Source organism: Streptomyces sp. NPDC050658, assembly GCF_044457025.1.
Lineage (GTDB): Bacteria > Actinomycetota > Actinomycetes > Streptomycetales > Streptomycetaceae > Streptomyces.
The window spans coordinates 1334673-1358212 of sequence record NZ_JBITGM010000001.1; the positions used below are offsets into that span (position 1 = coordinate 1334673).

The window sequence follows — 23540 nt, forward strand, 5'->3', positions numbered from 1 at the left end:
CCAAGACCGCTCCCCACGGCGATCCGTGGCGGGCGTGCGGCCGGGACCCTGAGAGACGGCAACCCGAAACCGCCCAGGAGAAGGAGGCAGCCGCCATGCTCGCCATCCTCGCCCGCACCGCCACCCGGCACCCCCGCACAGTGGTCCTCACGTGGCTACTCCTCCTCGTCGTGGGCCTCGGCATCGGCACCCGAGTCTTCGGCGAGCTCGAGTCCACCGTCGAGGACGTCCCCGGCAGCGAGTCCGTCGTCGCGGACGAACTGCTCGGCAGGCTCACCCCGGACGGCGACTCCATCAACGCCGTGCTCACCGCGGGCGACGCCGAGTCCGCCGCCGTCCGCGAACAAGTCGCGGACGCCGTCAGCGACGTACGGAAACAACCCGGCATCGCGAGCGTGCCGGACCCCTACGCCACCCGCGGTCTCGTCGCCGAGGACGGCAAGGCCCTGCTGATCCCGGTCACCCTCAAGGGCGGGCTCGACGACGACGCCGAGGAGGAGGCCGTCGGCGACGCCGCCGACCGGCTGCGCGAGATCAGCGTCGCCGATGTCGCCGTCAGCGGCGGCCCGCTGCTCGGCGAGCAGCTCGGCGGCAGGGCCCAGGAGGACGTCGCACGGGCCGAGTTGATCACCCTGCCCGCCGTACTGATCGTGCTGCTGCTCATCTTCGGCGGGCTGCGGGCCGCCGGGCTCCCGCTCCTGGTGACCATCAGCGGCGTCGCCGGAGCCTTCCTCACCCTCTACGGCTTCAGCCAGTTCACCGAGATCTCCGTCTACGCCGTCCAGATCGTCACGATGCTCGGCCTCGGCCTCGCCGTCGACTACGCCCTTCTCGTCGTCATCCGGTTCAGGGAGGAACGCGGGAAGACCGCCGATGTGGCCGAGGCGGTACACGCGACCGTCGCCCGCGCCGGACGCACCGTGCTCTTCTCCGGGCTCACCGTCGCGATCTGTCTCTCCGGGCTCGTCTGGTTCCCCAGCCCGTTCCTGCGCAGCATGGGCCTCGCCGCCGGCGCGGTCGTCGTGGTCGACATGCTGGCCGCGCTGACCCTGCTGCCGGCGCTCCTCGCCCTGTTCGGCGGCAAGATGGCGCCAGCTGGCGGGAGCAAGTCCCGTAGGTGGAAGGGGATTTGGGGGCGGCCGGGGAAGTCCGGACGGCGGTCGGGGAAGTCCGAAGGGCCGTCGGGGAAGTCCGGACGGCGGTCAGAGAAGTCCGAACCCGGCTTGCTCTTCGCCCGCATCGCCCGCTTCTCCGCCCGCCGCCCCCTCGCCGTCGCCACCGCGGTCGTCGCCGTGCTCGCCTTCCTCGCGCTGCCCGTCTTCGGGATGCGCATCAACATCGGCGACGCCCGGCAGCTGCCGGACAGCACCGAGGCGCGGCAGCTCTACGACTCCGTGCGCGAGCACTATCCGGCGGGGACCGGCACCGATCCCGTGCAGGTCCTCATCCGGCCGGGCGCGGAGCCGGGCTACGACGGTGCGATCCGCGCCCTGCCCGGTGTCGCCGCCGCCGAGAGCGAGCGGCTGCCCGACGGGACCGTACTGCTCGAACTCACCCCGGACGGTTCCGTCGACGGCCCCACCGCCACCGCACTCGTGGAGCGCATCCGCGAGATGCGCGGCGGCGATCCCGTCGAGGTCACCGGGAACGCCGCGAGCCTCGTCGACTTCCGCGCGATGCTCGCCGAGCGCGCCCCCTCGGCCGTACTCACCGTCCTGATCGGCCTGTTCGCCCTGCTCTTCGCCTTCACCGGTTCACTGCTCATCCCGATCCGTACGCTCCTGACCACCCTGCTCAGCCTGGGCGCCGCGCTCGGCGTCGTGGTGTGGGTGTTCCAGGACGGGCACGGGGCGGGGCTGCTCGGCGGCGAGGGGCTCGGATCGTTGAGCCTGACCGCGCCGCCGCTGATCATCGCCATCGCGTTCGGACTCGCCATGGACTACGAGCTGTTCATCCTGTCCCGGATGCGGGAGACCTGGCTGGAGACCGGCGACCACCGGGCCGCCGTCATCGAGGGCCTGCGCCGCTCGGGCCGTGTCGTCAGCTGTGCGGCGCTGCTGCTCGCGATCGTCTTCGGCGGGTTCATGACCGGCGGCTTCTCGCCGATCCTGCAGATCGGGCTCGGTCTGACGCTGGCCGTCCTCATCGATGCCACGGTCGTACGGATGTTCCTCGTACCGGCGACGATGACGCTGCTCGGGCGCCGGGCCTGGTGGGCGCCGGAGGACCTGCGAAGGATCCATCAGCGGTACGGGGTGCGCGAGGCGCCGTCCCCCGAGGGCGGTCAGGAGGCGGTCAGGCAAGCACCACCCAGTCCATGACGAGCGCCGCGACCAGGCCGGCGGCCAGCAGATAGCTGCCGAGCCTGGTCCTGCCCCGCCTGCTGAGTTCGATCACCAGTCCGCAGAGGACGAGCAGCAGCCCGTACACCCCCACGACCAGGACCGACGACCGGCTCGCCAGGCGCACGGCGAGCACCACGGCCGCCGCGGCCATCAGCACCGAGGCCGCGGCGATCCGTATGCGCCGGGCCTGGCTCGGCGTGAGGCCTGCGCGTATCTGGTCTGACGTGCTCATGGTTGTGGATCGTAATCGACCGGGCCGATGGCCAGTGCAAGGATCTGGACATCCGGGGTTGCTGGGCCTAGGCCCGCAGGTACGCCAGTACGGCAAGCACCCTGCGGTGCGTGCCTTCCCCGGGCGGCAGCCCCAACTTCCCGAGGATGTTGCCGATGTGTTTCCCCACCGCCGCCTCGCTCACGACCAGCTCCGCGGCGATCGCCGCGTTCGACCGGCCCTCGGCCACGAGAGCGAGCACCTCCCGCTCACGCGGGGTCAGTTGCTCCAGCGGGTCCCTGCGGCGGCGCAGCAACTGGCGTACGACTTCCGGGTCCACGACCGTGCCGCCCGCCGCGACCCGCTCGACCGCCTCGGCGAACTGTTCCACCTGGCCCACCCGGTCCTTGAGCAGATAGCCGACGCCGGTGCCGTCTCCCGTGTCCAGCAGCTCGGCCGCGTACGCGCGTTGCACGTACTGGCTGAGCACCAGGACCGGTAGCCGCGGGCGCTCGGCCCGCAGGGCGAGTGCGGCGCGCAGGCCCTCGTCCTGGAATCCCGGCGGCATCCGTACGTCGGTCAGGACCAGGTCGGGATCGTGCCGCTCGACCGCCGCGCGCAGTTCGTCCGCGTCGCCGAGGGCCGCGGGGACCTCGTGGCCGAATCGGGTCAGCAGGCCGATCAGGCCCTCGCGCAGCAGCACGCTGTCCTCGGCGAGGACGATCTTCAGTCGGCGGCCTTCGCCACGGGGTGCTGCAGGGCTCGGCACGGGATCTCCACGGACAGTACGGTCGGGCCGCCGGGCGGGCTGGTGACCGTCAGTGTGCCATCGAGCACCGCGATCCGGTCCGCGAGGCCGGTCAGGCCGGTGCCGCGCTCCGGGTCCGCGCCGCCCTTCCCTTCGTCGCGTACGTCGATACGCAGCACGCCCTGCCGGTGCCGTGCCCTGATGCCGGCGCGGGGGGCCTCGCTGTGGCGGGCGATGTTCGTGAGGGCCTCGCGTGCGGTGAAGTACCCGGCGGACTCGACCGGTTCGGGCAGGCGGGGCAGGTCCAGGTCGGTGTCCACGGGGACCGGTGAGCGGTCGGCGGCGTCCTCGATCGCTGCGGCGAGGCCGTAGTCGGCGAGGACCTGGGGGTGGATGCCCCGGATGAGTTCGCGGAGTTCGGTGAGTACGTTGCCCGCTTCCTCGTGCGCCTTCGCCAGTTGCCCGGCGAGCGGGCTGCCGGGTTCGGCGTCGAGCCCGGCGAGGCCGAGGGTCATCGTCAGGGCGACGAGCCGCTGCTGGGCACCGTCGTGCAGGTCCCGCTCGATGCGGCGGCGTTCGGCCTCGAAGGCGTCGACGAGACGGGCACGGGAGCGGGTGACTTCGTCGAGGAGGGCGGCGAGTTCGGCCTCGCGGGGCGTCAGGAGGAGGCGGGCGAGGGCGGCTCGGGCCGTGGCGTACGCGCCGAGGGGGTAGAGGAGCGGGGCGAGCAGGGCGAGGCCGAGGAGGGCGGTGGCGAAGGCGGTCGGGTAGTCGCCGACGAGCCAGAGCTTGGCGGCACGGATCTCGCCGCCGTCCAGGGCCAGTTGGGCGGGGGAGGCGATGAGCACGGCGGGGACGCCGAGGGTGCAGGCCAGGACGAGGAGGTCCAGGGGCCAGAGAATCAGGGCGAGCAGCGCGGCGTAGGCGAGCTCGCGCCAGGTGGCCTGTTCCTTGATCCGGAGGGTGAACCAGGCGGGGATGCCGGGGGATAGCGGGGTGCGGTGGGGCGTCGGCGCCGGGCCGGGGTCGACGAGACGGAGCCGACGGCGCTCCAGCGCGGCGAGCGGAATGGCACCGAAGGGCAGCAGCGCGAGGAGGGGCAGCCCGATGAGCACAAGACTGAGCGCGACACCGACGAGGACTGCGGCAACGCCACCGAGAAGGGTCACGACCCCGACGAGGACACCTCCGCCGAGATACCAGGCGGCACGCCAGGGCGCACTGCTCCCCAGGTAACCGCGCCGCCAGATCCGCGCCGGGGGCCATACGCTCTGCTGGACCATGGCCTACACGGTAGGCGGCCCTGCCGCCCCCGACGGCCCCCTGTCACCCCTGCTGCCGCCCCCGCTGCCGTCCCTGCTGGCGTCCCTGCTGTGGGCAGGCGAGCCCCCCACCCCAACCTCCCAGCCCCCCCCTCGTCACCCCCCGCTGTGGGCAGGCGTTCCGCAGGGCGGAACGGGTGGGCACAGCCCGCAGCGCCGGTCAGCGATGCAGTAGGGGGTCAGGGTCGAGTAGCAAGGAACACCCCGGTCAGGACGGAAGCAGATGCGCCCGCGCATGAGCCCGGTACTCGGCCAGGAGGGACTCCAGGTCCGGCGGGGTCAGGGGACGGTACGCCCCCGACCCCGGAGGCCGCCACCACACAGGGTCCGCGCAGCGGAAACCCTCCCCGCGCAGCACACTCCGCGCCACCTTGTTCGTCGCCGTAACCGGCATCCTCCGCACCACCCGCACAAACCGAGGCGCCATCTTCGTCCCCAGATCCCCCTGGGCGAGGAGGAATTCAGCGAAGGAGAGCGCATCGAACTCCACCCCGGCGGGAGGCGACACCGCCGCCATCACCTGATCCCCCGCCACCGGATCCGGCACCGCGTAGACGGCCACCGCCGCCGCCCCCGCATACCGCGCCAGAATGTTCTCGATCATCGCCGCCGCCAGGTTCTCGCTGTCCACCCGCAGCCGGTCGTCCGTACGCCCCGCGAAGTAGAGGAACCCCTCCGCGTCCCGGTAGAAGAGGTCCCCCGTCCAGTACCACCCGCCCCGCAGCCGCGCCGCATCCGCCTCCGCATTGCGCCAGTACCCCTCGAAGGGACTGCGCCCCTTGTTCACCAACTCCCCTATCGCCGCATCCCCGTTGAGCAGCCGCCCGTCCGAGGCGAAGACCGCCGCCGGGCACTCCCGCAGCGTCACGGGGTCCACCACACACAGCTCGTCCCCCGGCGCCGCCCGCCCGATCGCCCCCTCCGGCGTCCCGGGCGCCCGCTGGATCGCCGCACCGCCCTCCGACGACCCGTACCCCTCCACGAGCCGCACCCCGAACCGCTTCTCGAACCGCCCCGCGTCCACCGCCCCGGCCTCCGTGCCGAAGCCCATGCGGAGCGGGTTCCTGGTGTCGTCGGCGCGCTCCGGGGTCGCGAGAATGTACTGGATCGCGCGTCCCACGTACGTGAAGTACGTCGCCCCGTACGCCCGTACGTCGTCCAGGAACGCGGAGGCGGAGAAGCGGCGCCGCAGCGCCACCCCCGCACCGGCCGCCAACGCCGGCGCCCAGTCCGCGATCACCGCGTTGCCGTGGAACATGGGCATGCAGACGTAGTGCACGTCGGCGGGGTCGATCCGGAAGTGCGTGACCAGGGAGTTGCCCGCCGCCGCAAGACGGCCCTGGCTGCAGATCGCCGCCTTGGGCGCGCCGGTCGAGCCGGACGTGAAATAGAGGAGCATGCGGGCCTCGGGCGTCGCGGCAGCGGCTGCCTCCGGGGTCGCGTTCTTGTAGGGCGCCAGGAGTTCGTCGTACGCCGGATCATCCGTCACCAGCACCCGCACGTCCGGCAGTTGGAGCCCGGCCAGGAGCGGCAGATGCGCGCGTTCCGTGATCAGGACCCGGCAGTCCGTGTGGACGATGTCCCGCGCAAGTTCCGCTCCCCTGCGGGTGGGGTTGATGCCCGCCACCGCCGCCCCGGCCAGCGCCGCCGCGCTCAGCCACAGCGGGTATTCGGGGGTGTTGTCGAGCAGTACGCCGATGTGCGGTTCGGCCCCTCTGGGCAGCAGGTCCGCGAGGAGCGCCGCTCTCGCCGCCGCGCCCGCCGCCACCTGGTGGTGGGTCAGCTCTCCCTGCTCGAAGCGCAGGCCGGTGCGGTGGTCACCCCACCGGGCCTGCACGAGTTCCGCGACCGTACCCTCAGCGCTCCCAGCGTTCGCCATGGTCGCGCACCATAATTGATGCGCCGTCAGATGAGGAGAGCGCTAAGGGAGTTCTGACCCGAAGTCGGTGTTCGCCGTCACCATGAAGAAGACGCAGAAGGCGAGCATGACGCCGAGGAAGCAGAGCAGGCCGATGGTGCTCGCCGCGTTCTTGACGGGGCTCGGCGCGTGCGCCGTCGCCCGCTCGGGGCGGTCCGCCGTGTAGTGCACGGTGACGAAGTCGCCCTCGACGGTCGTCGCGGGGCCGTGTTCCTCCTCGAAGCGGACGGCCGTGCCGCCGCTCGGCGTGAACTCGTAGACGTGGTGCAGCGTCGTGGTCGTATGGCCGCTGTCGCTGTTGCGGCTCGTCGTCGTGTAGGTGCGCAGACAGCGCGCCTCCGCCGTGAGGCCGCTGTTCCAGGCCTGCCTCAGCTCCAGGGCGCGCCTGATCACCTTGACCGCCGTCGCGATCACCACGACCGCGATCACGGTCGGTATGGCGTAGAACATGAAGTCCATTGATTTCCCCCGGTGTTGCCGCGTCGCCGTGGGGCGGCGGCAGTGCTGTTCCGCGTACGCCGTCGTGGTCTGGGACGGCGTACGCGGAACCTACCCGTGGGGAGGGTCATGGAGCCTCAAGGAAGGCTCAGAATTTGACGTCCGAGCAGGCGTAGAAGGCGTTCGCCGTGTCGTGGACCGTCCAGACCGCGACGATCACGTGGTGGCCGCTCCTGCCGCCGGGGATCGTCCCGGAGTGCGAGAGCGTGGCGGGCGGCTGCTGGCCGCCGTAGGGGACGTCGAGGAACGGGGTGGTCTCGAGCGCGGCCCGGGTGATCGGCTTGCTCTCGTCCCAGCCCTGCTTGGTGATGTAGTACTTGAAGTCCGTCGTGCGGTGCCGTGCCGTGAACTGCCAGCGGAAGCTGTAGTTCTGGCCCGCGCTGACGCTCGTCGTCGGCCAGGCGCCGCCGCCGGGTGCCTTCGGCTGGTTGAGCGTGTCGAAGCCGCTGACGCCGGCGGAGCAGATCTTGCCGTCGGCGGGGCCGGCCGCGGGGAAGCCCTTGGGGCCCTCGACGCTCTGTGGTTCGTACTGGATGGAACCGCAGCCGCTGACCGTGCCGTTGGCACAGTTGATCTGGCGGCTGGCCGGCAAATCCGTGTAGCCGTGGCCGCTGGCGCCGCCGGACGAGAGCGCGAGGGCCCCGACCGTGGTGACGCCGAGCATGGCCGCGTACAACTTCTTCTTTCGCATGCTGCCGCTCCAGGGGGAAACGTGGGGAGTTTCGTGAGGGGTGCGCGCGCTGCGGGTGCTGTGGGTGTTACGGGTGTTACGGGTGCTGCGGGTGCTGCGGGTGCTGCGGGTGCTGCGGGTGCGTTCTGCGGTCTAGACCAAGCTCAGGTTATTGCCGGTAGTTGAACATGTCCATACCAATCGTGGAGACGGTTCGGTCGCAGCGGAGGCGGGACTTCTCGACGAGTTCGCCGTTCGGGTCGTCGTTCGTCGCCACCCAGGCGCGCGCCTCGTCGGGCGTCCTGCCGCCCGCCAACTGCCGTTCCACCAGGCGTGGTTGACGTACCTCCGCAGGTGTCCCCACGTACCAGCACTCCGCGAGCAGCGCCCGCGCCGTGCGCCAGCCGGGAAGATCGCAGGCGAGATAGTTCCCCTCGGTGACGACCAGGCGGGCGGCCAGCGGCACGCGATGGCGGGCGGCGACCGGCTCGTGGAGCGAGCGGTCGTAATCGGGTACGTAGATGTCGTCGCCGGTGTCTTCGAGGACTCGGGCCAGCAGGGCGACGTATCCCCGGACGTCGAAGCTCGGCTCGGAGCCCTTGCGGGAGCTCAGGGCGAGCCGCTCCAGCTGGACGTTCGAGAGATGGAATCCGTCGAGCGGCAGATAGGCGGCACCGTCCCCGATCGCCGCGACCAGCGCCCGCGCGAGCGTCGACTTCCCGGCACCCGGCGGCCCCGCGATCCCGAGGAGGGTGCGGGGCCGGTCGGCGGTCAGCTTCCAGGCGTCGTCGGCGAGAGCGGTCAGCGCGGGCGTCGCGGTGTCATCGGGCGTCTCCATGCCCCGTATAGAACGCCACGGTCAGGTCCTTGACCAAGGCCTTGCGCTCGTAGTCGTCGAGCTCGACCAGGCCACGGGTGGTCAGCCGGGTCACCGTGTCCTCCACGGAGTCCACCACCGAGGTGAGGACGCTGTCCCGGTGCCGGGCGTCCAGGGCGGCGACCCGACGGCGGCGCATGGTCTCGGCGACCTCAGGGGCGTACTCGATCCGGGTCGGCTGGGCCGAGAAGACCTCGATGCCGACCGGCTCGGCCTCCGCCGCGAGCATCCTGGTCAGCATGTCGCCGACCGCGTCCGCGTCGCGCAGGGTCGGGGTGTCGTCGTGGAAGGCGTCGGCGGGCAGCCGGGAGAGCACGCGGGCCGTCGCCGCCTCGACGCACTCCCGCAGATACTCCTGGTGGTCGGCGACGCCGAGGGTGGCCCGCGCCGCGTCCTTGACCCGCCACACGACGAGCACGACGACCCGCAGCGCGACCCCGCCCCGGTCCACGACCGGCATCGGTTCACTGCGCCAGTGCCTCAGGCGTACGTCGACACGGCGGCGCAGGAGGAGCGGGTTGACCCACATGAGCCCGGTCCTGCGGACGCTGCCGCGGTACCTCCCGAAGAGCGTGAGCACCCAGGCCCTGCCGACCCGGCCGCGGGCGAGGCCCCCGAAGCCGAAGAGGGCGAGCGCCCCGGACCCGGCGAGCGAGGCCCACTGCGTGAGGCCGATCCCGGAGTACGGGGCGGCCTCCGGCACCCCGGCCGCCGCCACGACCGCCTCGGGCACCACACCCGCCCACCACATCGCCGCGGCACACCCCGCCACCCCCGCGACCCCACCGAGCACCCCGACCACACCGGGCAACACCCGCGCGGTCCGCTCGGCAAGCGCGGGATCAACACTGGGCACGGGCCGCGCACCCACAGGCCGCCCGGCGGCCCGACGGGCAGTGGCCCGCGGCAACTCCCCCGTCCCCTGCCGCCGCCGCACCACAGCGGGCGCCAACGAAAGCCCGGGATCATCCGGGTCATCCCGAAAGAGGAGATGGAGGGGAATCTCGGTGGTGGCTTCGCTGTGGATGAGGCGCGGGGTGCGGGTGACGGGGTCTGGCGAGGGGGCTTCGGGGCGCGGGGCCGGGTCAGGGATGGGGGCGAGGTCGGGGCGCGGGACGGCGTCGGAGCGCGGGGCAGCATCGGAGCATGGAGCGGCGTCGGAACGTGCGGCGAGGCCGGGGCTGGGGGCGAGGTCAGGGCCCGGGACAGCGTCGGGGCTGAGGACGAAGTCGGGGCGCGGGACGGCGTCGGAACGTGCGGCGAGACCGGGGCCGAGGGCGAGGTCAGGGCCCGGGACAGCGTCGGGGCTAAGGACGAAGTCGGGGCGCGGGACGGCGTCGGAGCGCGGAGCGGCGTCGGAACGTGCGGCGAGGCCGGGGCTGGGGGCGAGGTCAGGGCCCGGGACAGCGTCGGGGCTAAGGACGAAGTCGGGGCGCGGGACGGCGTCGTTGCGCGGGGCAGCATCGGAGCACGGGGCAGCATCGGAGCGGGGAGCGGCGTCGGAGCGGGCGGCGAGGTCGGGGCGAGCAGCGGCGTGCGCGTGCTCGGCCCCGTCGGGGCGCTCTACCTGCTGCGCGGCCTCTGGGGCCCGCAAAGTCCCCGCGTCGCGCAAGATCTCCCGTTCCCACACGCCCTCCCGGCCTCGCTCCCTCTCCCGGTCCCGGACAGCCTCCCCGTCCCCCAAGAACTCCGGGACTCGCACGCCCTCCCGGTCCCCCAAGGCCTCCGCATCCCGCGAGGTCTCCGGACCTCGCGCGGTCTCCGGGAGCCGCGCGGTCTCCGGGAGCCGCGACGCCCCCCGGGGCTCCAAGGTCAGCGGCGGCTCCGGGGGCTGCGGGGTCTGGGGGTCTGATGCCGCCGTTGCACTCATCCTTGCCTCCGCTTCATTCGTCCCTCGATCTCATACGTGACCGAGTCACGTTTGTGCCCCGGTCCCAGCAGCCGCTGTCCGCCCCTCACGAGAACAACCGCCGCCACGTCTCGGGCCCCGGATAGCCGTCCGCCGCCGCGCCCCGCCAGCCCTGGGCCCGCTGGAACGCCTCCACGTTGCGGCGGTCGCTCTCGGTCCAGCGCGGGCCGGGACCCTTGGCGTAGTGCTTGCCGAAGCCCTTCTTCACCAGCTGCCTGCCGAGCTTCTCGATCGACGGGCTCGACTGGCCGGGGCGGAACACTCCCCTGCCGGGATACGCCGGCGCCTTGTCCTGGGCTCCCGTCGTCGGCGGGATGTCCCGGCCCTTCCCCTTCATCAGGTACGACCACGTCGTCGGCCCCGGCAGACCGTCCGCGTCCGCGCCCCGCCAGCCCTGCGCCCGCTGGAACGCCTGCGTCGCCCTGCGGTCCGCGTCGGTCCAGCGCGGGCCCGGACCCGTGCGGTAGTAGCGGCCGCCGCCCCGGCCGACCAGGGCCTTGCCGAGCTGGGTGACGTACTTGTTGTTCGCGCCGGGGCCGAACGAGCCCGCTCCGGGGTAGCGCGTCCCGGTGCTCGGGCCCGAGCCGCCCGGAGTGCCGTCCGTCACCCCCTTGTAGCGGTAGGCCAGATAGCGGCCCGCATTGCTCCAGTAGGCATAGGGAGTTGTCTGTTTCCGCGCGTGCGGACGGGCCTGTTCGTATGCGATGTACCGCGTGCGCGACGCGTCCGTCCAGCCGCCGAAAATGGTGACGTGCGAGCCCTTCTCCGGGTTCGCCGGATTGTGGAAGAGAAGGATGTCGCCGGGCTTCAGCTGCGCCTTCGTAATGCGGACCGCATACGCCGAAAGGCTGCCCGTCCATTCATTTCCGCCGAGATTCCACGCCATCGAGACAAAGCCCGAGCAGTCCTGCCGGTAACCGTCGGACCAGAACGTGTTCATGCTGTACGGCACCTTCGCGGCGACCCACAGCTTCGCCCGCCGGACGATCTCCGCCCGGGTCGTCGCCCGCACCGCCGACGCCGCCGAAGGCACCGCGGCCACCTCGCCCGGCGCCCCGTGCAGCGCGCTGGTGCCGCCCTGCGGCCCCGGCCCGTCGCCTCCGGGGACGGCGGGAACGGCCGGACCCGCGGGAGCACCCGGCACCTGGGGCGCACCCGGCACCTGCGGCGCAGCCACCGCCGGCAGCGCCTGCCCGCCGCCGATCACCGTGCCCGCCGCCGCGGCGAGCACCAGGGCCCGGCGTGCCCCGTGCGCCGCGGGGTGACCCCCGAGCCGTACCGGAAGTCCCCATGCCATGGCTCGTCGCCGGTCAACACATCCGGGGCAGCCGCAGTCGCTCTCGGGCTCGAATTCCTCGAATACCGGCGCACCCTCCATGCGATTCCCCTCACACTCCGGACAAGAATGTCCGCGTCGCATCTGCACGATCGTCAGTTTCTCAACTGTCCGGGGATATCGCATGTTGACGGTCCGAAAGGTGGATCCGACCCCCGCCGTCGCCTTCCATTCGGGGTTCGCACCCGATCCCGTACCGCCCCGGAGAATGCCCGCCGCGCCACCCCCGGGGCCGCCGGTGGTCCGGAGCACCCTTCGGCATCCGGTAGAGTTCTCCAGGTCAGCAGGCGCCGCTAGCTCAGTTGGTTAGAGCAGCTGACTCTTAATCAGCGGGTCCGGGGTTCGAGTCCCTGGCGGCGCACAGACGGTGGGAAGCCCCTCGCGGAAGCGGGGGGCTTCTCGCGTTCCCGGAAGCCTTCGGGCATGCTCCCGCCGGGCCCCGTACCGCTACCGTTGCGCCATGGCGCGCGACATACAGGAGCGGATCAAGAAGCTCATCATCGACCAGCGGCTGCCCTCCGGAGCCTCGCTGCCCACCGAGCCCGAGCTGATGGAACGCCTCGGCGTCAGCCGGAACTCCGTCCGGGAGGCGCTCAAGGCCCTCCAGGCGATGGGAATCGTGGAGATCCGGCATGGATTCGGTACGTATGTCGGTCCGATGTCGATGGCGCCCATGATCGAGGGCCTCACCTTCCGCACGGTGGCCGGTCACTATCGGGGCGAGGACAGCCTGCTCCAGCTCCTGGAGCTCAGGGAGGCCGTGGAGACCGGGCTCATCGCGCGCCTCGCGGGCCGCATCCCGGCCGCCGACCTGGCCGAACTGGACGCCCTCGTGGATCAGATGGACACCGAGGCGGCCGCGCACGACGGCCGGGAGAGCCCGGACGCCGCCGTACACGCCGAGACCGACCGAGCGTTTCACGCCACCCTCTACCGATGTCTGCGCAACCCGCTCCTCGGCGAGGTGCTCGAGGCGTTCTGGGACGCCTTCCATCGGGTGCGCACCGATCTGGTGGACGTACCGCAGGATCCCAAGGTCACCTGCCGCCAGCACCGTGACATCCTCGACGCGGTCCGCTCCGGGGACGCGGTCCGGGCCGAGCGGGCGATACGGGAACACTTCGGTAATATTCGAACGCGATTGAGCTCTCCTGCCCCAGAGGTCTCCCCAAATCGCTCGTATGACCGGTAAACACCTTGTTTCGCTCTTGCGATCATGGCTAGGGGCGTAGAACCTTGTGCTGGAGCCACTGGCTCTCATGAGGCAGGCGGTACGGGGCAGTTGGGGGCCCATACCGAACGCCGGGAAGAGCTGCGGGGACGGGGGTCCCGTTCATTGACGGATGCCTAGGGGGGCATCATGCAACCGGAAGGTTGTCGTCCCCGTCTAAGGGGACGGTGGCCTGCCACTGATGCGTCCGTGAGGTCGAGGGGGACCGGGCGGACGGAAGGACCAACGAACACGCGGGCGACCGCGTGCGGGGGGATGACTCATGACGTCGACGCCGACGGGCGCGCGGCCGAACGACCCGTCACAGACGACCCAACTGCGGGTGCCGTCGCACCGGACGGGCGGGTTCCGACGTATCAAGAAGACGCTGCCGAGATACGACTACGAGCATTACAGCCGTCTCGCGGGCCCGCTCACGCAGCCCGATCCGAACAAGCCGTACAAGGTGCAGTACCGCTCCCTGCTCTCGCAGGAGCCGCACCGGATCCGGGCCGCCCTCATGCTGGGCGCCGCACCGCTGCTCTCCCTCGTGCTCCTCGCCTGGCTGCTGCAGCCGACCCACTGGACCGAGCGCGACTACGTGGCCAACGACTGGCTGCCGGTGCTCGACGTCGTCATGCTCATATCGATCGGTCTGATCGAGTTCTTCCGCTGCATGAACGTGCTCTCGAACGCGCACGCCACGCTCGTCGCCCGTGACCCGATCCCCGTCGTGCCGGAGACCGGCACCAGGGTCGCCTTCCTCACCTCCTTCGTGCCCGGCAAGGAGCCGCTGGAGATGGTGACGAAGACCCTGGAGGCCGCGGTCAAGATCCGGCACCGGGGTCTGATGCACGTCTGGCTCCTCGACGAGGGCGACGACCCCGCCGTCAAGGAAGTCTGCGCGCGGCTCGGCGTGCACCACTTCTCCCGCAAGGGCGTCGCCAAGTGGAACCTGGCGAAGGGCCCGCACCGCGCCAAGACCAAGCACGGCAACTACAACGCCTGGCTGGACGCGCACGGCGACGACTACGACTACTTCGCCTCGGTCGACACCGACCACGTCCCGATGCCGAACTACCTGGAGCGGATGCTCGGCTTCTTCCGCGACGAGAACGTCGGCTTCGTCATCGGCCCGCAGGTCTACGGCAACTACGACAACTTCATCACCAAGGCCGCCGAGTCCCAGCAGTTCCTCTTCCACGCCCTGATCCAGCGGGCCGGAAACGCCTACGGCGCCCCGATGTTCGTCGGCACGAGCAACGCCGTACGCATCAGGGCGCTGAAGCAGATCGGCGGTCTGTACGACTCGATCACCGAGGACATGGCGACGGGCTTCGAGATCCACCGCGCCACGAACCCGGCGACCGGCAAGAAGTGGAAGTCGGTCTACACCCCGGACGTGCTGGCGGTCGGCGAGGGCCCCAACGCCTGGACGGACTTCTTCACGCAGCAGCTGCGGTGGTCGCGCGGCACGTACGAGACCATCCTGAAGCAGTTCTGGAAGGCGCCGTTCTCGCTGCCGCCCGGCCGGCTCTTCAACTACACGATGATGGTCATCTTCTACCCGATGTCCGCCATGAACTGGATCCTGGCCGCGCTGAGTTGTGCGCTGTTCCTGGGCATGGGCGCCTCGGGCGTGAACATCGACCCGACGATCTGGCTGATGCTGTACGGCAACGCCTCGGCGCTGCAGATCGGCCTCTACATCTGGAACCGCCGCCACAACGTCTCGCCGCACGAGCCCGAGGGCTCCGGCGGTGTGGCCGGCATGATCATGTCCGCGCTCTCCGCGCCGGTGTACGCGCGCTCGCTGCTCGACACCGTGCTGCGCCGCAAGAGCAAGTTCGTGGTGACCCCCAAGGGCGATTCGGCGAGCCCGGACACGCTGTTCGGCACATTCCGCATCCACCTGTTCTTCATCCTGGTCTTCGGCGCCTCGATGGCCGCCTCGTTCGTGTACGGGCACTCCCACCCGGCGATGATCACGTGGGCCACGTTCGCCCTGCTGATCACGGCCGCGCCGATCTTCGCCTGGCGCTGGGGCATGCGGCAGGACAAGAAGAAGCGCAAGACCCAGCAGGGCGCCGGGCCTTCGGGGCCGCCTTCGGGCGACGGGGAGCCGATGGTGCCGCAGCAACGCGACGCCGATGCCACGGCACGGCTGCCGCAGGCGGGGCAGCCGCCTCAGGGCCCGCAGGGGCCGCAGGCACCGCACGCGCCGCAGCAGAAGCCCAGCTGGGCAGCGACCGACCAGACCATGCAGATCGCCCTTGGGGGACGTAAGAAATGAAAGACCGTTCCAGCCGCCGCCGCGCCCGCCGCATCGCGATAGGCGCGGCGGTGGTCATAGCGCTGGCCGGGATGAACGGGCCCTGGCTCTGGCGCGTGGGTTCGGAGAAGTACCACGACTACAAGATCAACAAGCCGGAGTACAAGGCCGACAACGGTCACTGGCAGGTCGTGAACTTCCCCGAGGAGTACCGCCAGAACACCATCCACGCGGCCCTCCTGCACACCGGCAAGATCCTCCTGGTCGCGGGCAGCGGCAACAACCAGAAGAACTTCGACGCGAAGAAGTTCGACACGCGCCTGTGGGACCCGGTCAAGAACACGATCAAGAAGATCGACACGCCCGTCGACCTGTTCTGCACCGGCCACACCCAGCTCGCCAACGGCAATCTCCTGATCGCCGGCGGCACCCAGCGCTACGAGAAGCTCAAGGGGGACATCACCAAGGCCGGCGGCCTGATGGTGGTGCACAACGAGGACCCGGACAAGCCGATCACGCTGCCGGCGGGCACGAAGTTCACCGGCAAGAAGAACGGCAAGACGTTCGTCTCCAAGGATCCGGTCGTCGTCGAGCGCGCGAAGAAGGTCTTCAACAAGCAGACCGGCGCGTTCATACGCAACGAACCGGGCCTCGGCCGGGTGTACGTCGAGGCGCAGAAGAGCGGCAGCAAGTACGAGACGGGCACGCAGGACAACTACCGCGTGCAGGGCCTCAAGGGCGCCGCGACCCGCAACACGTACGGCATCGCGCAGAAGCTCGCCCTGGACAAGAAGGACTTCCAGGGGATCAAGGACGCCTTCGAGTTCGACCCGGTCGCCGAGAAGTACATCAAGGTCGACCCGATGAACGAGGCGCGCTGGTACCCGACGCTGACCACGCTCTCGGACGGCAAGGTGCTCAGCCTCTCCGGCCTGGACGAGATCGGCCAGCTGGTGCCGGGCAAGAACGAGATCTACGACCCGAAGACCAAGAAGTGGACCTACACCAAGGAGGTCCGCCAGTTCCCCACCTACCCGGCGGTGTTCCAGCTGGAGAGCGGTCGGCTCTTCTACTCGGGTTCCAACGCGGGCTACGGCCCTGACGACGTCGGCCGCAAGCCCGGCACCTGGGACCTGGAGACCAAGGGCAGCTGGAAGACGATCCCCGGCATGAGCGACCCGGACATGCTGGAGACGTCCAACACGGTGGAGCTGCCGCCCGCGCAGGACCAGAAGTACATGGTGGTCGGCGGCGGCGGTGTCGGCGAGTCGAAGAAGTCCAGCAAGAAGACCCGCATCGTCGACCTCCTGGACGACAACCCGAAGTTCGTCGACGGGCCCGAGCTGGACAAGGGCACCCGCTACCCGCAGGCCTCGACCCTGCCCGACGACTCCGTGCTGATCTCCGGCGGCTCGGAGGACTACCGCGGGCGCAGCGACTCCAACATCAAGGAGGCGCGGATCTACGACGCGAAGACCGGCGAGATGCGGCGGGTCGCGGACCCGGAGGTCGGCCGCAACTACCACTCGGGCTCGATCCTGCTGCCCGACGGCCGTGTGATGTTCTTCGGCTCCGACTCGCTCTACTCCGACAAGGCCAACACCAAGCCCGGAGAGTTCGAGCAGCGCATCGAGATCTACACGCCGCCGTATCTGTACCACGGCTCGCAGCCGACGCTGAGCGACGGTCCCAAGGAGATCAAGCGGGGCGGTTCCGGCACCTTCAAGTCGAAGCATGCCTCGTCCATCAAGACGGCCCGGCTCATCCGGCCGAGCGCGTCTACGCATGTGACGGACATCGACCAGACGTCTGTGGCCCTGGACCTGAAGAAGTCCGCGGACGGGGTGACGGTGACGATCCCCAAGGAGCGGAGCCTGGTGGAGTCCGGGTGGTACATGCTCTTCGTGACGGACGATCAGGGGACTCCGAGCAAGGCGCAGTGGGTTCACGTTCCGTAAGGAGCGCCACGTAGGGACGCGGGGAACTGCGCGCTCAGCCACACAAAAGCCGCAGTCGCGTCTGCCAGGTAACCCGGCAGACGCGACTGCGGCTTTTCGTTGGTTGCTCTCGCAGTTCCCCGCGCCCCTTAGGGGGCTCCTGACGGGGCGCTACTTAGCCGCTTCGGCCAGCTTCAGCGCGTATTCGGGCCACCATTCACCGGCTTTGGGGCCACCCCTGCACGTCCCATCGGACTCACCGGGCCGCTTGACCCAGAGGTACGCGTCGACCAGCGGGTCGTCGGTCTTGGTGGTGGGCGCCTCGCCCAAAGCGCGGCCCGGCGGGTTGCACCACGTGTCCTTGCCCTTGGTGTACGGGCCGTTGCCGTTGCGCGCGGTGTCGATGACGAACGGCTTGTCGCCGATCTTCGCCGACAGCTTCTTGCCGAACTCCGTGCTCGCCTCGGTGGTCTGGAAGTTGGAGACGTTCACCGAGAAGCCGTCGGCCTGCTCGACGCCGGACCACTTCAAGGGCTCCCAGAGCGAGTCCGGGTTCTTCCAGCCCGCGTTGCCCGCGTCCAGGTAGACCTTGGTGTTCTTCAGGGACTTGAGCTTCCCTATGGCGCCCTTGAGGAGGTCGTACCGCTCCTCGTGGAACTCCTCGGGCGTGCAGTTGTCGACCATGTGGAGCACGGCGTCCGGCTCCAGGATGACCGTGGCCCTGCGGTCGCCGATGCCGGCGGCGACCTGGTCGATGAACTTCCGGTACTCGTTGCCGTCGGCCGCGCCGCCGCCCGAGTACTGTCCGCAGTCGCGGTGCGGGATGTTGTAGACGACCAGGAGCGCGTCCCGGTCCGCCTTCTGAGCGGCCTCGGTGAAGCCGCGCGCCTGGTCCTCCGCGTTCTCCGGGACGATCCACTCCGCGACCGGCTGCTCCGCGATCTTCCGGATCAGCTTCGCGTCGTCCTTCTTGCCGTCCTTGTCGTACGAGGCGACCTGCTTGGCCGCGTTGCCGTCCGGGTTGACCCAGTACGGGTCGGTGCCCTTGGGCTGCTGCTTGACCGGCTGTCCCGACGACTCGTTGTCCTTGCCGGAGTCATCGGAGGAGCACCCCGACAGCAGCAGCGCAGCCCCCGCAAGCGCCGCCGCAGCCTTCACCCCCCTGGCCGCGAATCCCTGACCGCGGCCGGTGCCTTTGTGGTACATCCACTCCCCCTTGGGTGCACTGTCCGTTTCTCAATCCTGACATACACACTCCCTGCCCACGAGGCCCGCCCGTCCGCTGCGGAGACCTGTAGGTGACCTGTTACAGCGCGGCGCCGAGGGGTAGGCGATGGGCTGCGGGGCGCCCTTCCCGGGGAGGAGATCATGCAGGACCTCACCACTGAACTACGGCTGGCCGAAGTCCTGGTGGAAGCCTCGGACACCCTCGCCGACGACTTCGACCCCGAGTACTACCTGACCCGTGTCGCGGGCCGCTGCGTGGAGCTGCTCGACGCGACCGCGGCCGGCGTGATGGTCAACGGCAATCTCGCCCCCTCCCTCGTCGCGGGCGGCCATCCCCGCCCTCTGGCACTCGATCTGCTGATGGACCAGCAGAGCGGCGGCCCTTGTGTGGAGAGCCTCGGAACAGGGCGGCCCGTGCCGCACGTCCGGCTCGGGGCGGCCGAAGCGGCGCACCGCTGGCCGGAGTTCACGGCCAGGGCCCGGGCGTACGGGGTCGAGTCGACGTTCGCGGTTCCGCTGCGGCAGCGCGAGGGGACGCTGGGCGCGCTCAACGTCTTCGTGCCGGACGGCCCGCGGGGCGGGCGGGCGGACGGCGAATTGCGCCTTGCGCAGGCTATCGCCGACGTGGCCGCGGTGGGGCTGCGCAACCACCGTACTTACACGGAGTATCGAACGCTCGTCGGTCAGCTGCAATCGGCTCTGACCAGCCGGATTCGAATCGAACAGGCCAAAGGCATACTCGCCGAGCGCTGGCACACGGATGTGGACGAGGCCTTTGCCGCTTTGCGACGGTACGCACGTCGAGAACGGCTGGTCATGGAGCGGGTGGCCACCGAAGTGATCAAGGGGTCGATCGACGACGCGACGCTGCGCAAGAGCTGGTCCAAACCTTCCCATCCTTCACACTGATCACCGCTGCCACCTGCGGCGATCACGGAGGGAAAGCGGATCACGACATGGCGTCAATCCGCCTCTAGGTTCTTGGGCTCATCCGTTCTAGAGTCGTCTCAACGGCCCAAGCCCCCGGCCAGATCGACCGTCTCGCATAAGTGAGACCCATTCCGCACAGCTGGAATGGCCTCTGAACCTCCCGCGCCGGCGCCGGGTTACTCCCGCAGCTCGTGCGCGCGCGGTCGAGGACCAGCCCGGTCGACGGCTCCGGGGGGAGCGGGCCGCCGACCGGGCCGGGTTGCCCCGGATGTCCCGGAACTGCCCTACCGCACCGCGTCGGTGAGATAGGCGGACACCACCACGTTCGCCGAGTAGGTCCTGGTCGCCCGGTCGAAGGTGCCGCCGCAGGTGATCAGGCGGAGTTCGGCGCGGCCCTTCTCGTGCGGGCCGTAGGCCTTCTTCGCGTCGAAGCGGTCCCGGCTGAGCACCTGGACGTCGTCCACGGTGAACTCGGCGACGGTGCCGTCGTCGCGGGTCACCCGGATCTTCTCGCCGGGGCGCACCGCGCTGAGGTCGTAGAAGACCGCGGGGCGCGTCTCGGTGTCGACGTGGCCGACGAACAGGGACGTGCCCACCGCGCCGGGGCGCGTCCCGCCGCCGTACCAGCCGACCGTGCCCGCCTGTTCGAAGGGTGGCGGGTCGATCGCACCGTCCTGGTCGAGGCCGCGGGCCACCACGGGTGCGCGTACGTCGAGCGAGGGCACGTCGACGCGCTGCGGCTTCGCGGGGGCCAACGGCTTGTGCGCGTCGGGGAGTTCGACGCCGAAGGGCCGGCCGACCGCCGCGACGTCGCCGGTGGTGGGCGCCGAGGTCCCGCCGTGCCCGTCGGTGAGGTCGCTGCCCCACAGCCAGAGCCCGACGAGCAGTACCGCCCAGGCGACCCCGGTCAGGAGCCTGCTGGTGCCGGACGCCCGTTCACCGCCGGACATGTCGTTCCGGGCCCGTCACTCGGAGCGGCGCCGGCGGACGCTGCGGAACGCCACGGCGACGGCCGCGACGCCCGCGAGGACCAGGCCGATCACCGCGTGCCGGGTGCCGGGTCCCGCCTCCTCGGCGGTGCCGGCGAGCTGTGCGGTGCCGCCGCCGCCCGCGCGGACCGGCGAGACCGGCTCGGGGTTGTGGCTGATGACCCGGACGGTGCCGACGCCCTGGTGGGGGTGGCCGTCGCAGGTGACGGTGATGTCGTACGTACCGCTGACGCCCTGCTTGATCATGGCCGAGCCGTTGAGGCTGTACTTGTCGCCGTCGCGCCCGGTGAGCTTCGCGTCGTCGGTGAAGGCCCCGGACCCGGCACTTCCGGTGGTCCCCTCACAGCCGGTGACGCTCACTTCCACCCGGCTGCCGGGCGGGGCGCTGGACGGGGTGACGGTGGCGTGCACCTTGCCCTGGTCATGGGCGTACGCGGGCACCGCGGCGACGGGAAGCACGCCGAGTGCGGCCGCCGCGGCTATACCACGCAAAGTGAGTGAACCGATACGCATCGTGAACCTCCTCTAACGAGGTTCACGCGGATGGGCCGCCTCCGCATCTCGATGCGGGGTAAACGGGTGGGTGCGCGGGAAGAATCCGCCGCGAAACGGCGGCCTAGACCCGATCCACGAGATCGGCGATGGAGTCCACGACATTGGACGGCCGGAAGGGATACCGGTCGATGTCCCCCCGCCCGGTGAGCCCCGTCAGCACCAGAAACGTCTCCATCCCCGCCTCAAGGCCGGCGAGGACATCCGTGTCCATACGGTCACCGATCATCGCGCTCGTCTCCGAATGCGCCCCGATCGCGTTCAGCCCGGTCCGCATCATCAGCGGATTCGGCTTTCCCGCGAAGTAGGGCGTCTTCCCCGTGGCCTTGGTGATCAGCGCCGCGACGGCACCGGTCGCGGGCAGCGGCCCCTCGGTCGACGGCCCGGTCTCGTCCGGGTTGGTGCAGATGAAGCGGGCCCCGCCGTTGATGAGCCGTACGGCCTTGGTCATGGCCTCGAAGGAGTACGTACGGGTCTCGCCGAGCACCACGTAGTCCGGGTCGTGGTCGGTCAGGACGTACCCGATGTCGTGCAGGGCGGTGGTGAGCCCCGCCTCGCCGATGACGTAGGCCGTGCCGCCGGGGCGCTGGTCGTCGAGGAACTTGGCGGTGGCCAGCGCGGAGGTCCAGATGTTCTCGACCGGCACTTCGAGGCCCATGCGGGTCAGCCGGGCCTGGAGGTCGCGGGCGGTGTAGATCGAGTTGTTCGTCAGGACCAGGAAGGGCTTGCCCGAGTCCCGGAGCTTCTTGATGAACTCGGCGGCGCCGGGGATCGGCACACCTTCGTGGATGAGCACGCCGTCCATGTCGGTGAGCCACGATTCGATGGGCTTGCGCTCTGCCATGGGGTGCACTCCTGCGGTGTACGGGTTGGCTGGGGCGCCGGGACAGCGCTGTGCCGACGCCCCCACCATAATCAGGAAGCCGCGATCTTGACCCCGTCGATCACCCAGTACCAGTTGTTGCCGCCGGTGTAGCGGAACCGCACCTGGGCCTTCCTGGCGCCCGCCGGCACCTTGAGCGCGATGTTCTCCACGACCGAGGGCGTGTCCGCCGTGTACGTCTTCACCGCGACCGGGGCGCCGCCGTCGTACGAGACGAGGACCTCGCCCTTCTGCGGGGCCTCCTGGCGGTAGTACGTCGTGTACGTGAGGGTGGCGGTACGGCCGCCGGTCACGGCGTACGCGGGGCTGACGAGCGTCGAGTCGAAGGTGCCGGAGAAGGTCTTGTCGCTCCACTCGTCACCGTCGGCGACCGCGAAGACGCCTCGGGCCCGGATGTTGTTCTCGCGCTGCTGGTCGCGCTCGGTCTTGGTCCAGAACTCATCCGTCGTGAAGGTCCAGCCGCGCCACTCGGTGATGCCGCCGGTGCCCATCGCGGTGTTGTCGACGGACCAGCCGCTCGGCGGCGTGTGCGTGAACCCGACGACGTCCGAGCCGATGCCCGTCTCGTCGACCGGGCCCGTCAGCTTGGCCCGCAGGGCGTCGAAGTCGTCCGGCGTCGGCTGCTGGATCGGGCGGCCGTCCAGACCCCAGGCCGGGTCGATCGCCACGCCCAGATGGGCGAGGGCGCTGGCGGCGATGTCCGGCATGCGTACGTCGTGCCGGACCGAGCCCGCGGTGACCGTACCGCCCGCGGCGATCATGAAGGTCTGACGCTCGGCCCAGCTGGAGCCGCCGTGACCGCCCGGATCGGTGTGCCCGTGGTCGGCGGTGACCATGATGAGCCAGTCCTCCTCGCCGTACGTGGCACGGGACTTGACGGCGTCGACGATCTGGCCGACCTGGCTGTCGGCACCGTGGATCGCGTCGAGATAGGCCTGGCTCGCGGCGCCGCTGTCGTGGCCCGCGTGGTCGATGTTGTCGAGCTGCACGAAGACGGCGTCGGGGTTGCCGCCCTTGACCTCGGCGACGGCCCGGCTCGTGGTGCCCGCGTCGTACTCGGCGGACGGGGTGGAGACCCGCGTATCGACCTTCGCGGAGAAGATGATGTCGGTGATCGGGGCCCAGGACGAGACCGCGTACGTCCGCAGGGCGGGCTTCGCGGCCTCGACGCGGGTCATGAAGTCCGGGTACTTCGCGAGCTGGTGGCCGGTGAACTCGTTGTTCACGACCTTGTGCTTGTCGGGCCAGACGCCGGTGATCAGCGTCGACCAGCCGGGGCCCGACGAGGTGGGCGCGAGCGGGTTGGCGTAGATGGCGCTCGGCGCGGTGAGACCGGCGGACATCAGCGTTTTGAGCGCGGGCGCGTCGGCAGCCTTGATTCTTTCGAGCAGGGCGCCGTCGAGGCCTATGACCAGGACCTTGGGGGCCTTGGCCCGCCCCTTGGCGGCGGCCGACGTGGCGCCGACGAGCGGGGCGGAGACCGCGAGGGCCGCGGCGGAGACGAGGAGCGAGCGACGGGACATGCCGTGCGACGACACGTGTTCCTCCAAAGGGCGTACGGAGAGGGTGCGTTGGGGGCAGCGCATGCCAACGCCCCCGGAAATCCAGGGGCGTTGGGACCAGACCTGTTATCTTTTCGCTATCTTGGCGCACGTGACGGGACGGGCACCAGGACTCTCGCGATGAACTCTTGGACCGAAGGGTGA

General features: G+C 70.4%; 19 protein-coding genes and 1 tRNA gene. 6 read left to right on the plus strand and 14 right to left on the minus strand.

Features of this window, described 5'->3' with window-relative positions; all coding sequences use genetic code 11:
- The first annotated feature begins 95 nt into the window (after positions 1-95).
- Positions 96-2321: an MMPL family transporter gene (locus ACIBKX_RS05910; protein WP_363271896.1), complete on the plus strand. Its 2226-nt coding sequence runs from the start codon at positions 96-98 to the stop codon at positions 2319-2321.
- Here ACIBKX_RS05910 and ACIBKX_RS05915 read toward each other — a convergent pair.
- The 9 genes from ACIBKX_RS05915 to ACIBKX_RS05955 all read right to left on the minus strand — a co-directional run bounded on the left by ACIBKX_RS05915 (position 2296) and on the right by ACIBKX_RS05955 (position 11876).
- On the minus strand, positions 2296-2577 hold the full coding sequence (locus ACIBKX_RS05915; RefSeq protein WP_363271897.1) for a hypothetical protein: 282 nt from the start codon (positions 2575-2577) through the stop codon (positions 2296-2298). The two genes, ACIBKX_RS05910 and ACIBKX_RS05915, sit on opposite strands and share 26 nt — an antisense overlap.
- Positions 2578-2644: 67 nt before the next feature.
- Positions 2645-3325, minus strand: a complete 681-nt coding sequence (locus tag ACIBKX_RS05920) for a response regulator transcription factor (RefSeq protein WP_363271898.1) — start codon at positions 3323-3325, stop codon at positions 2645-2647.
- Positions 3283-4587, minus strand: coding sequence for a sensor domain-containing protein (locus tag ACIBKX_RS05925; RefSeq protein ID WP_363271899.1), 1305 nt, complete (start codon positions 4585-4587; stop codon positions 3283-3285). Before ACIBKX_RS05925 ends, ACIBKX_RS05920 begins: the two co-directional genes overlap by 43 nt.
- A 247-nt stretch (positions 4588-4834) precedes the next feature.
- On the minus strand, positions 4835-6505 hold the full coding sequence (locus tag ACIBKX_RS05930; protein ID WP_363271900.1) for an AMP-binding protein: 1671 nt from the start codon (positions 6503-6505) through the stop codon (positions 4835-4837).
- A 42-nt stretch (positions 6506-6547) separates the two neighbouring features.
- Positions 6548-7003, minus strand: a complete 456-nt coding sequence (locus tag ACIBKX_RS05935; RefSeq protein WP_363271901.1) for a DUF3592 domain-containing protein — start codon at positions 7001-7003, stop codon at positions 6548-6550.
- 127 nt (positions 7004-7130) lie between these two features.
- Positions 7131-7733, minus strand: coding sequence for a lytic polysaccharide monooxygenase (locus ACIBKX_RS05940; protein WP_363271902.1), 603 nt, complete (start codon positions 7731-7733; stop codon positions 7131-7133).
- A 148-nt stretch (positions 7734-7881) separates the two neighbouring features.
- Positions 7882-8550 (minus strand): nucleoside/nucleotide kinase family protein, encoded by a 669-nt coding sequence (locus ACIBKX_RS05945; RefSeq protein ID WP_363271903.1) that lies wholly within the window; start codon positions 8548-8550, stop codon positions 7882-7884.
- Entirely contained in the window at positions 8534-9682 is a 1149-nt protein-coding gene (locus ACIBKX_RS05950) for an SPFH domain-containing protein (RefSeq protein ID WP_363272053.1), read from the minus strand. Before ACIBKX_RS05950 ends, ACIBKX_RS05945 begins: the two co-directional genes overlap by 17 nt.
- 862 nt (positions 9683-10544) lie before the next feature.
- Positions 10545-11876, minus strand: a complete 1332-nt coding sequence (locus tag ACIBKX_RS05955; protein ID WP_363271904.1) for a peptidoglycan-binding protein — start codon at positions 11874-11876, stop codon at positions 10545-10547.
- 245 nt (positions 11877-12121) lie between these two features.
- Here ACIBKX_RS05955 and ACIBKX_RS05960 point away from each other — a divergent pair.
- The 4 genes from ACIBKX_RS05960 to ACIBKX_RS05975 all read left to right on the plus strand — a co-directional run bounded on the left by ACIBKX_RS05960 (position 12122) and on the right by ACIBKX_RS05975 (position 17274).
- Positions 12122-12195: transfer RNA gene (locus tag ACIBKX_RS05960), tRNA-Lys, on the plus strand.
- Between the two features lie 99 nt (positions 12196-12294).
- Positions 12295-13026 carry a FadR/GntR family transcriptional regulator gene (locus ACIBKX_RS05965; protein WP_363271905.1) on the plus strand — a complete coding sequence of 244 codons (732 nt, stop codon included), beginning with the start codon at positions 12295-12297 and terminating at the stop codon, positions 13024-13026.
- A gap of 301 nt (positions 13027-13327) precedes the next feature.
- On the plus strand, positions 13328-15337 hold the full coding sequence (locus ACIBKX_RS05970; protein WP_363271906.1) for a glycosyltransferase family 2 protein: 2010 nt from the start codon (positions 13328-13330) through the stop codon (positions 15335-15337).
- A complete protein-coding gene (locus tag ACIBKX_RS05975; RefSeq protein WP_363271907.1) occupies positions 15334-17274 on the plus strand; it encodes a kelch motif-containing protein in 1941 nt (646 codons plus the stop codon). The genes ACIBKX_RS05970 and ACIBKX_RS05975 overlap by 4 nt, the downstream gene beginning before the upstream one ends.
- 150 nt (positions 17275-17424) lie before the next feature.
- Here the strand turns inward: ACIBKX_RS05975 and ACIBKX_RS05980 are convergent, their stop codons facing one another.
- Positions 17425-18459 carry a glycoside hydrolase family 6 protein gene (locus ACIBKX_RS05980; RefSeq protein ID WP_363271908.1) on the minus strand — a complete coding sequence of 345 codons (1035 nt, stop codon included), beginning with the start codon at positions 18457-18459 and terminating at the stop codon, positions 17425-17427.
- Positions 18460-18621: 162 nt separating this feature from the next.
- Between ACIBKX_RS05980 and ACIBKX_RS05985 the strand changes: the two genes are divergently transcribed.
- The gene (locus tag ACIBKX_RS05985; protein ID WP_363271909.1) at positions 18622-19389 is read left to right on the plus strand and encodes a GAF and ANTAR domain-containing protein; all 768 of its coding nucleotides are present in this window, start codon (positions 18622-18624) and stop codon (positions 19387-19389) included.
- A gap of 305 nt (positions 19390-19694) precedes the next feature.
- On the opposite strand, the gene ACIBKX_RS05990 is transcribed toward ACIBKX_RS05985, so the two are convergent.
- The 4 genes from ACIBKX_RS05990 to ACIBKX_RS06005 form a co-directional block, all read right to left on the minus strand.
- Positions 19695-20360 carry a class F sortase gene (locus ACIBKX_RS05990; protein ID WP_363271910.1) on the minus strand — a complete coding sequence of 222 codons (666 nt, stop codon included), beginning with the start codon at positions 20358-20360 and terminating at the stop codon, positions 19695-19697.
- A 15-nt stretch (positions 20361-20375) separates the two neighbouring features.
- A complete protein-coding gene (locus ACIBKX_RS05995; RefSeq protein WP_363271911.1) occupies positions 20376-20912 on the minus strand; it encodes a hypothetical protein in 537 nt (178 codons plus the stop codon).
- Between the two features lie 103 nt (positions 20913-21015).
- On the minus strand, positions 21016-21795 hold the full coding sequence (locus ACIBKX_RS06000) for an HAD-IIA family hydrolase (protein WP_363271912.1): 780 nt from the start codon (positions 21793-21795) through the stop codon (positions 21016-21018).
- Positions 21796-21866: 71 nt separating this feature from the next.
- Positions 21867-23420 carry an alkaline phosphatase family protein gene (locus ACIBKX_RS06005; protein WP_363271913.1) on the minus strand — a complete coding sequence of 518 codons (1554 nt, stop codon included), beginning with the start codon at positions 23418-23420 and terminating at the stop codon, positions 21867-21869.
- Positions 23421-23540: the final 120 nt, after the last annotated feature.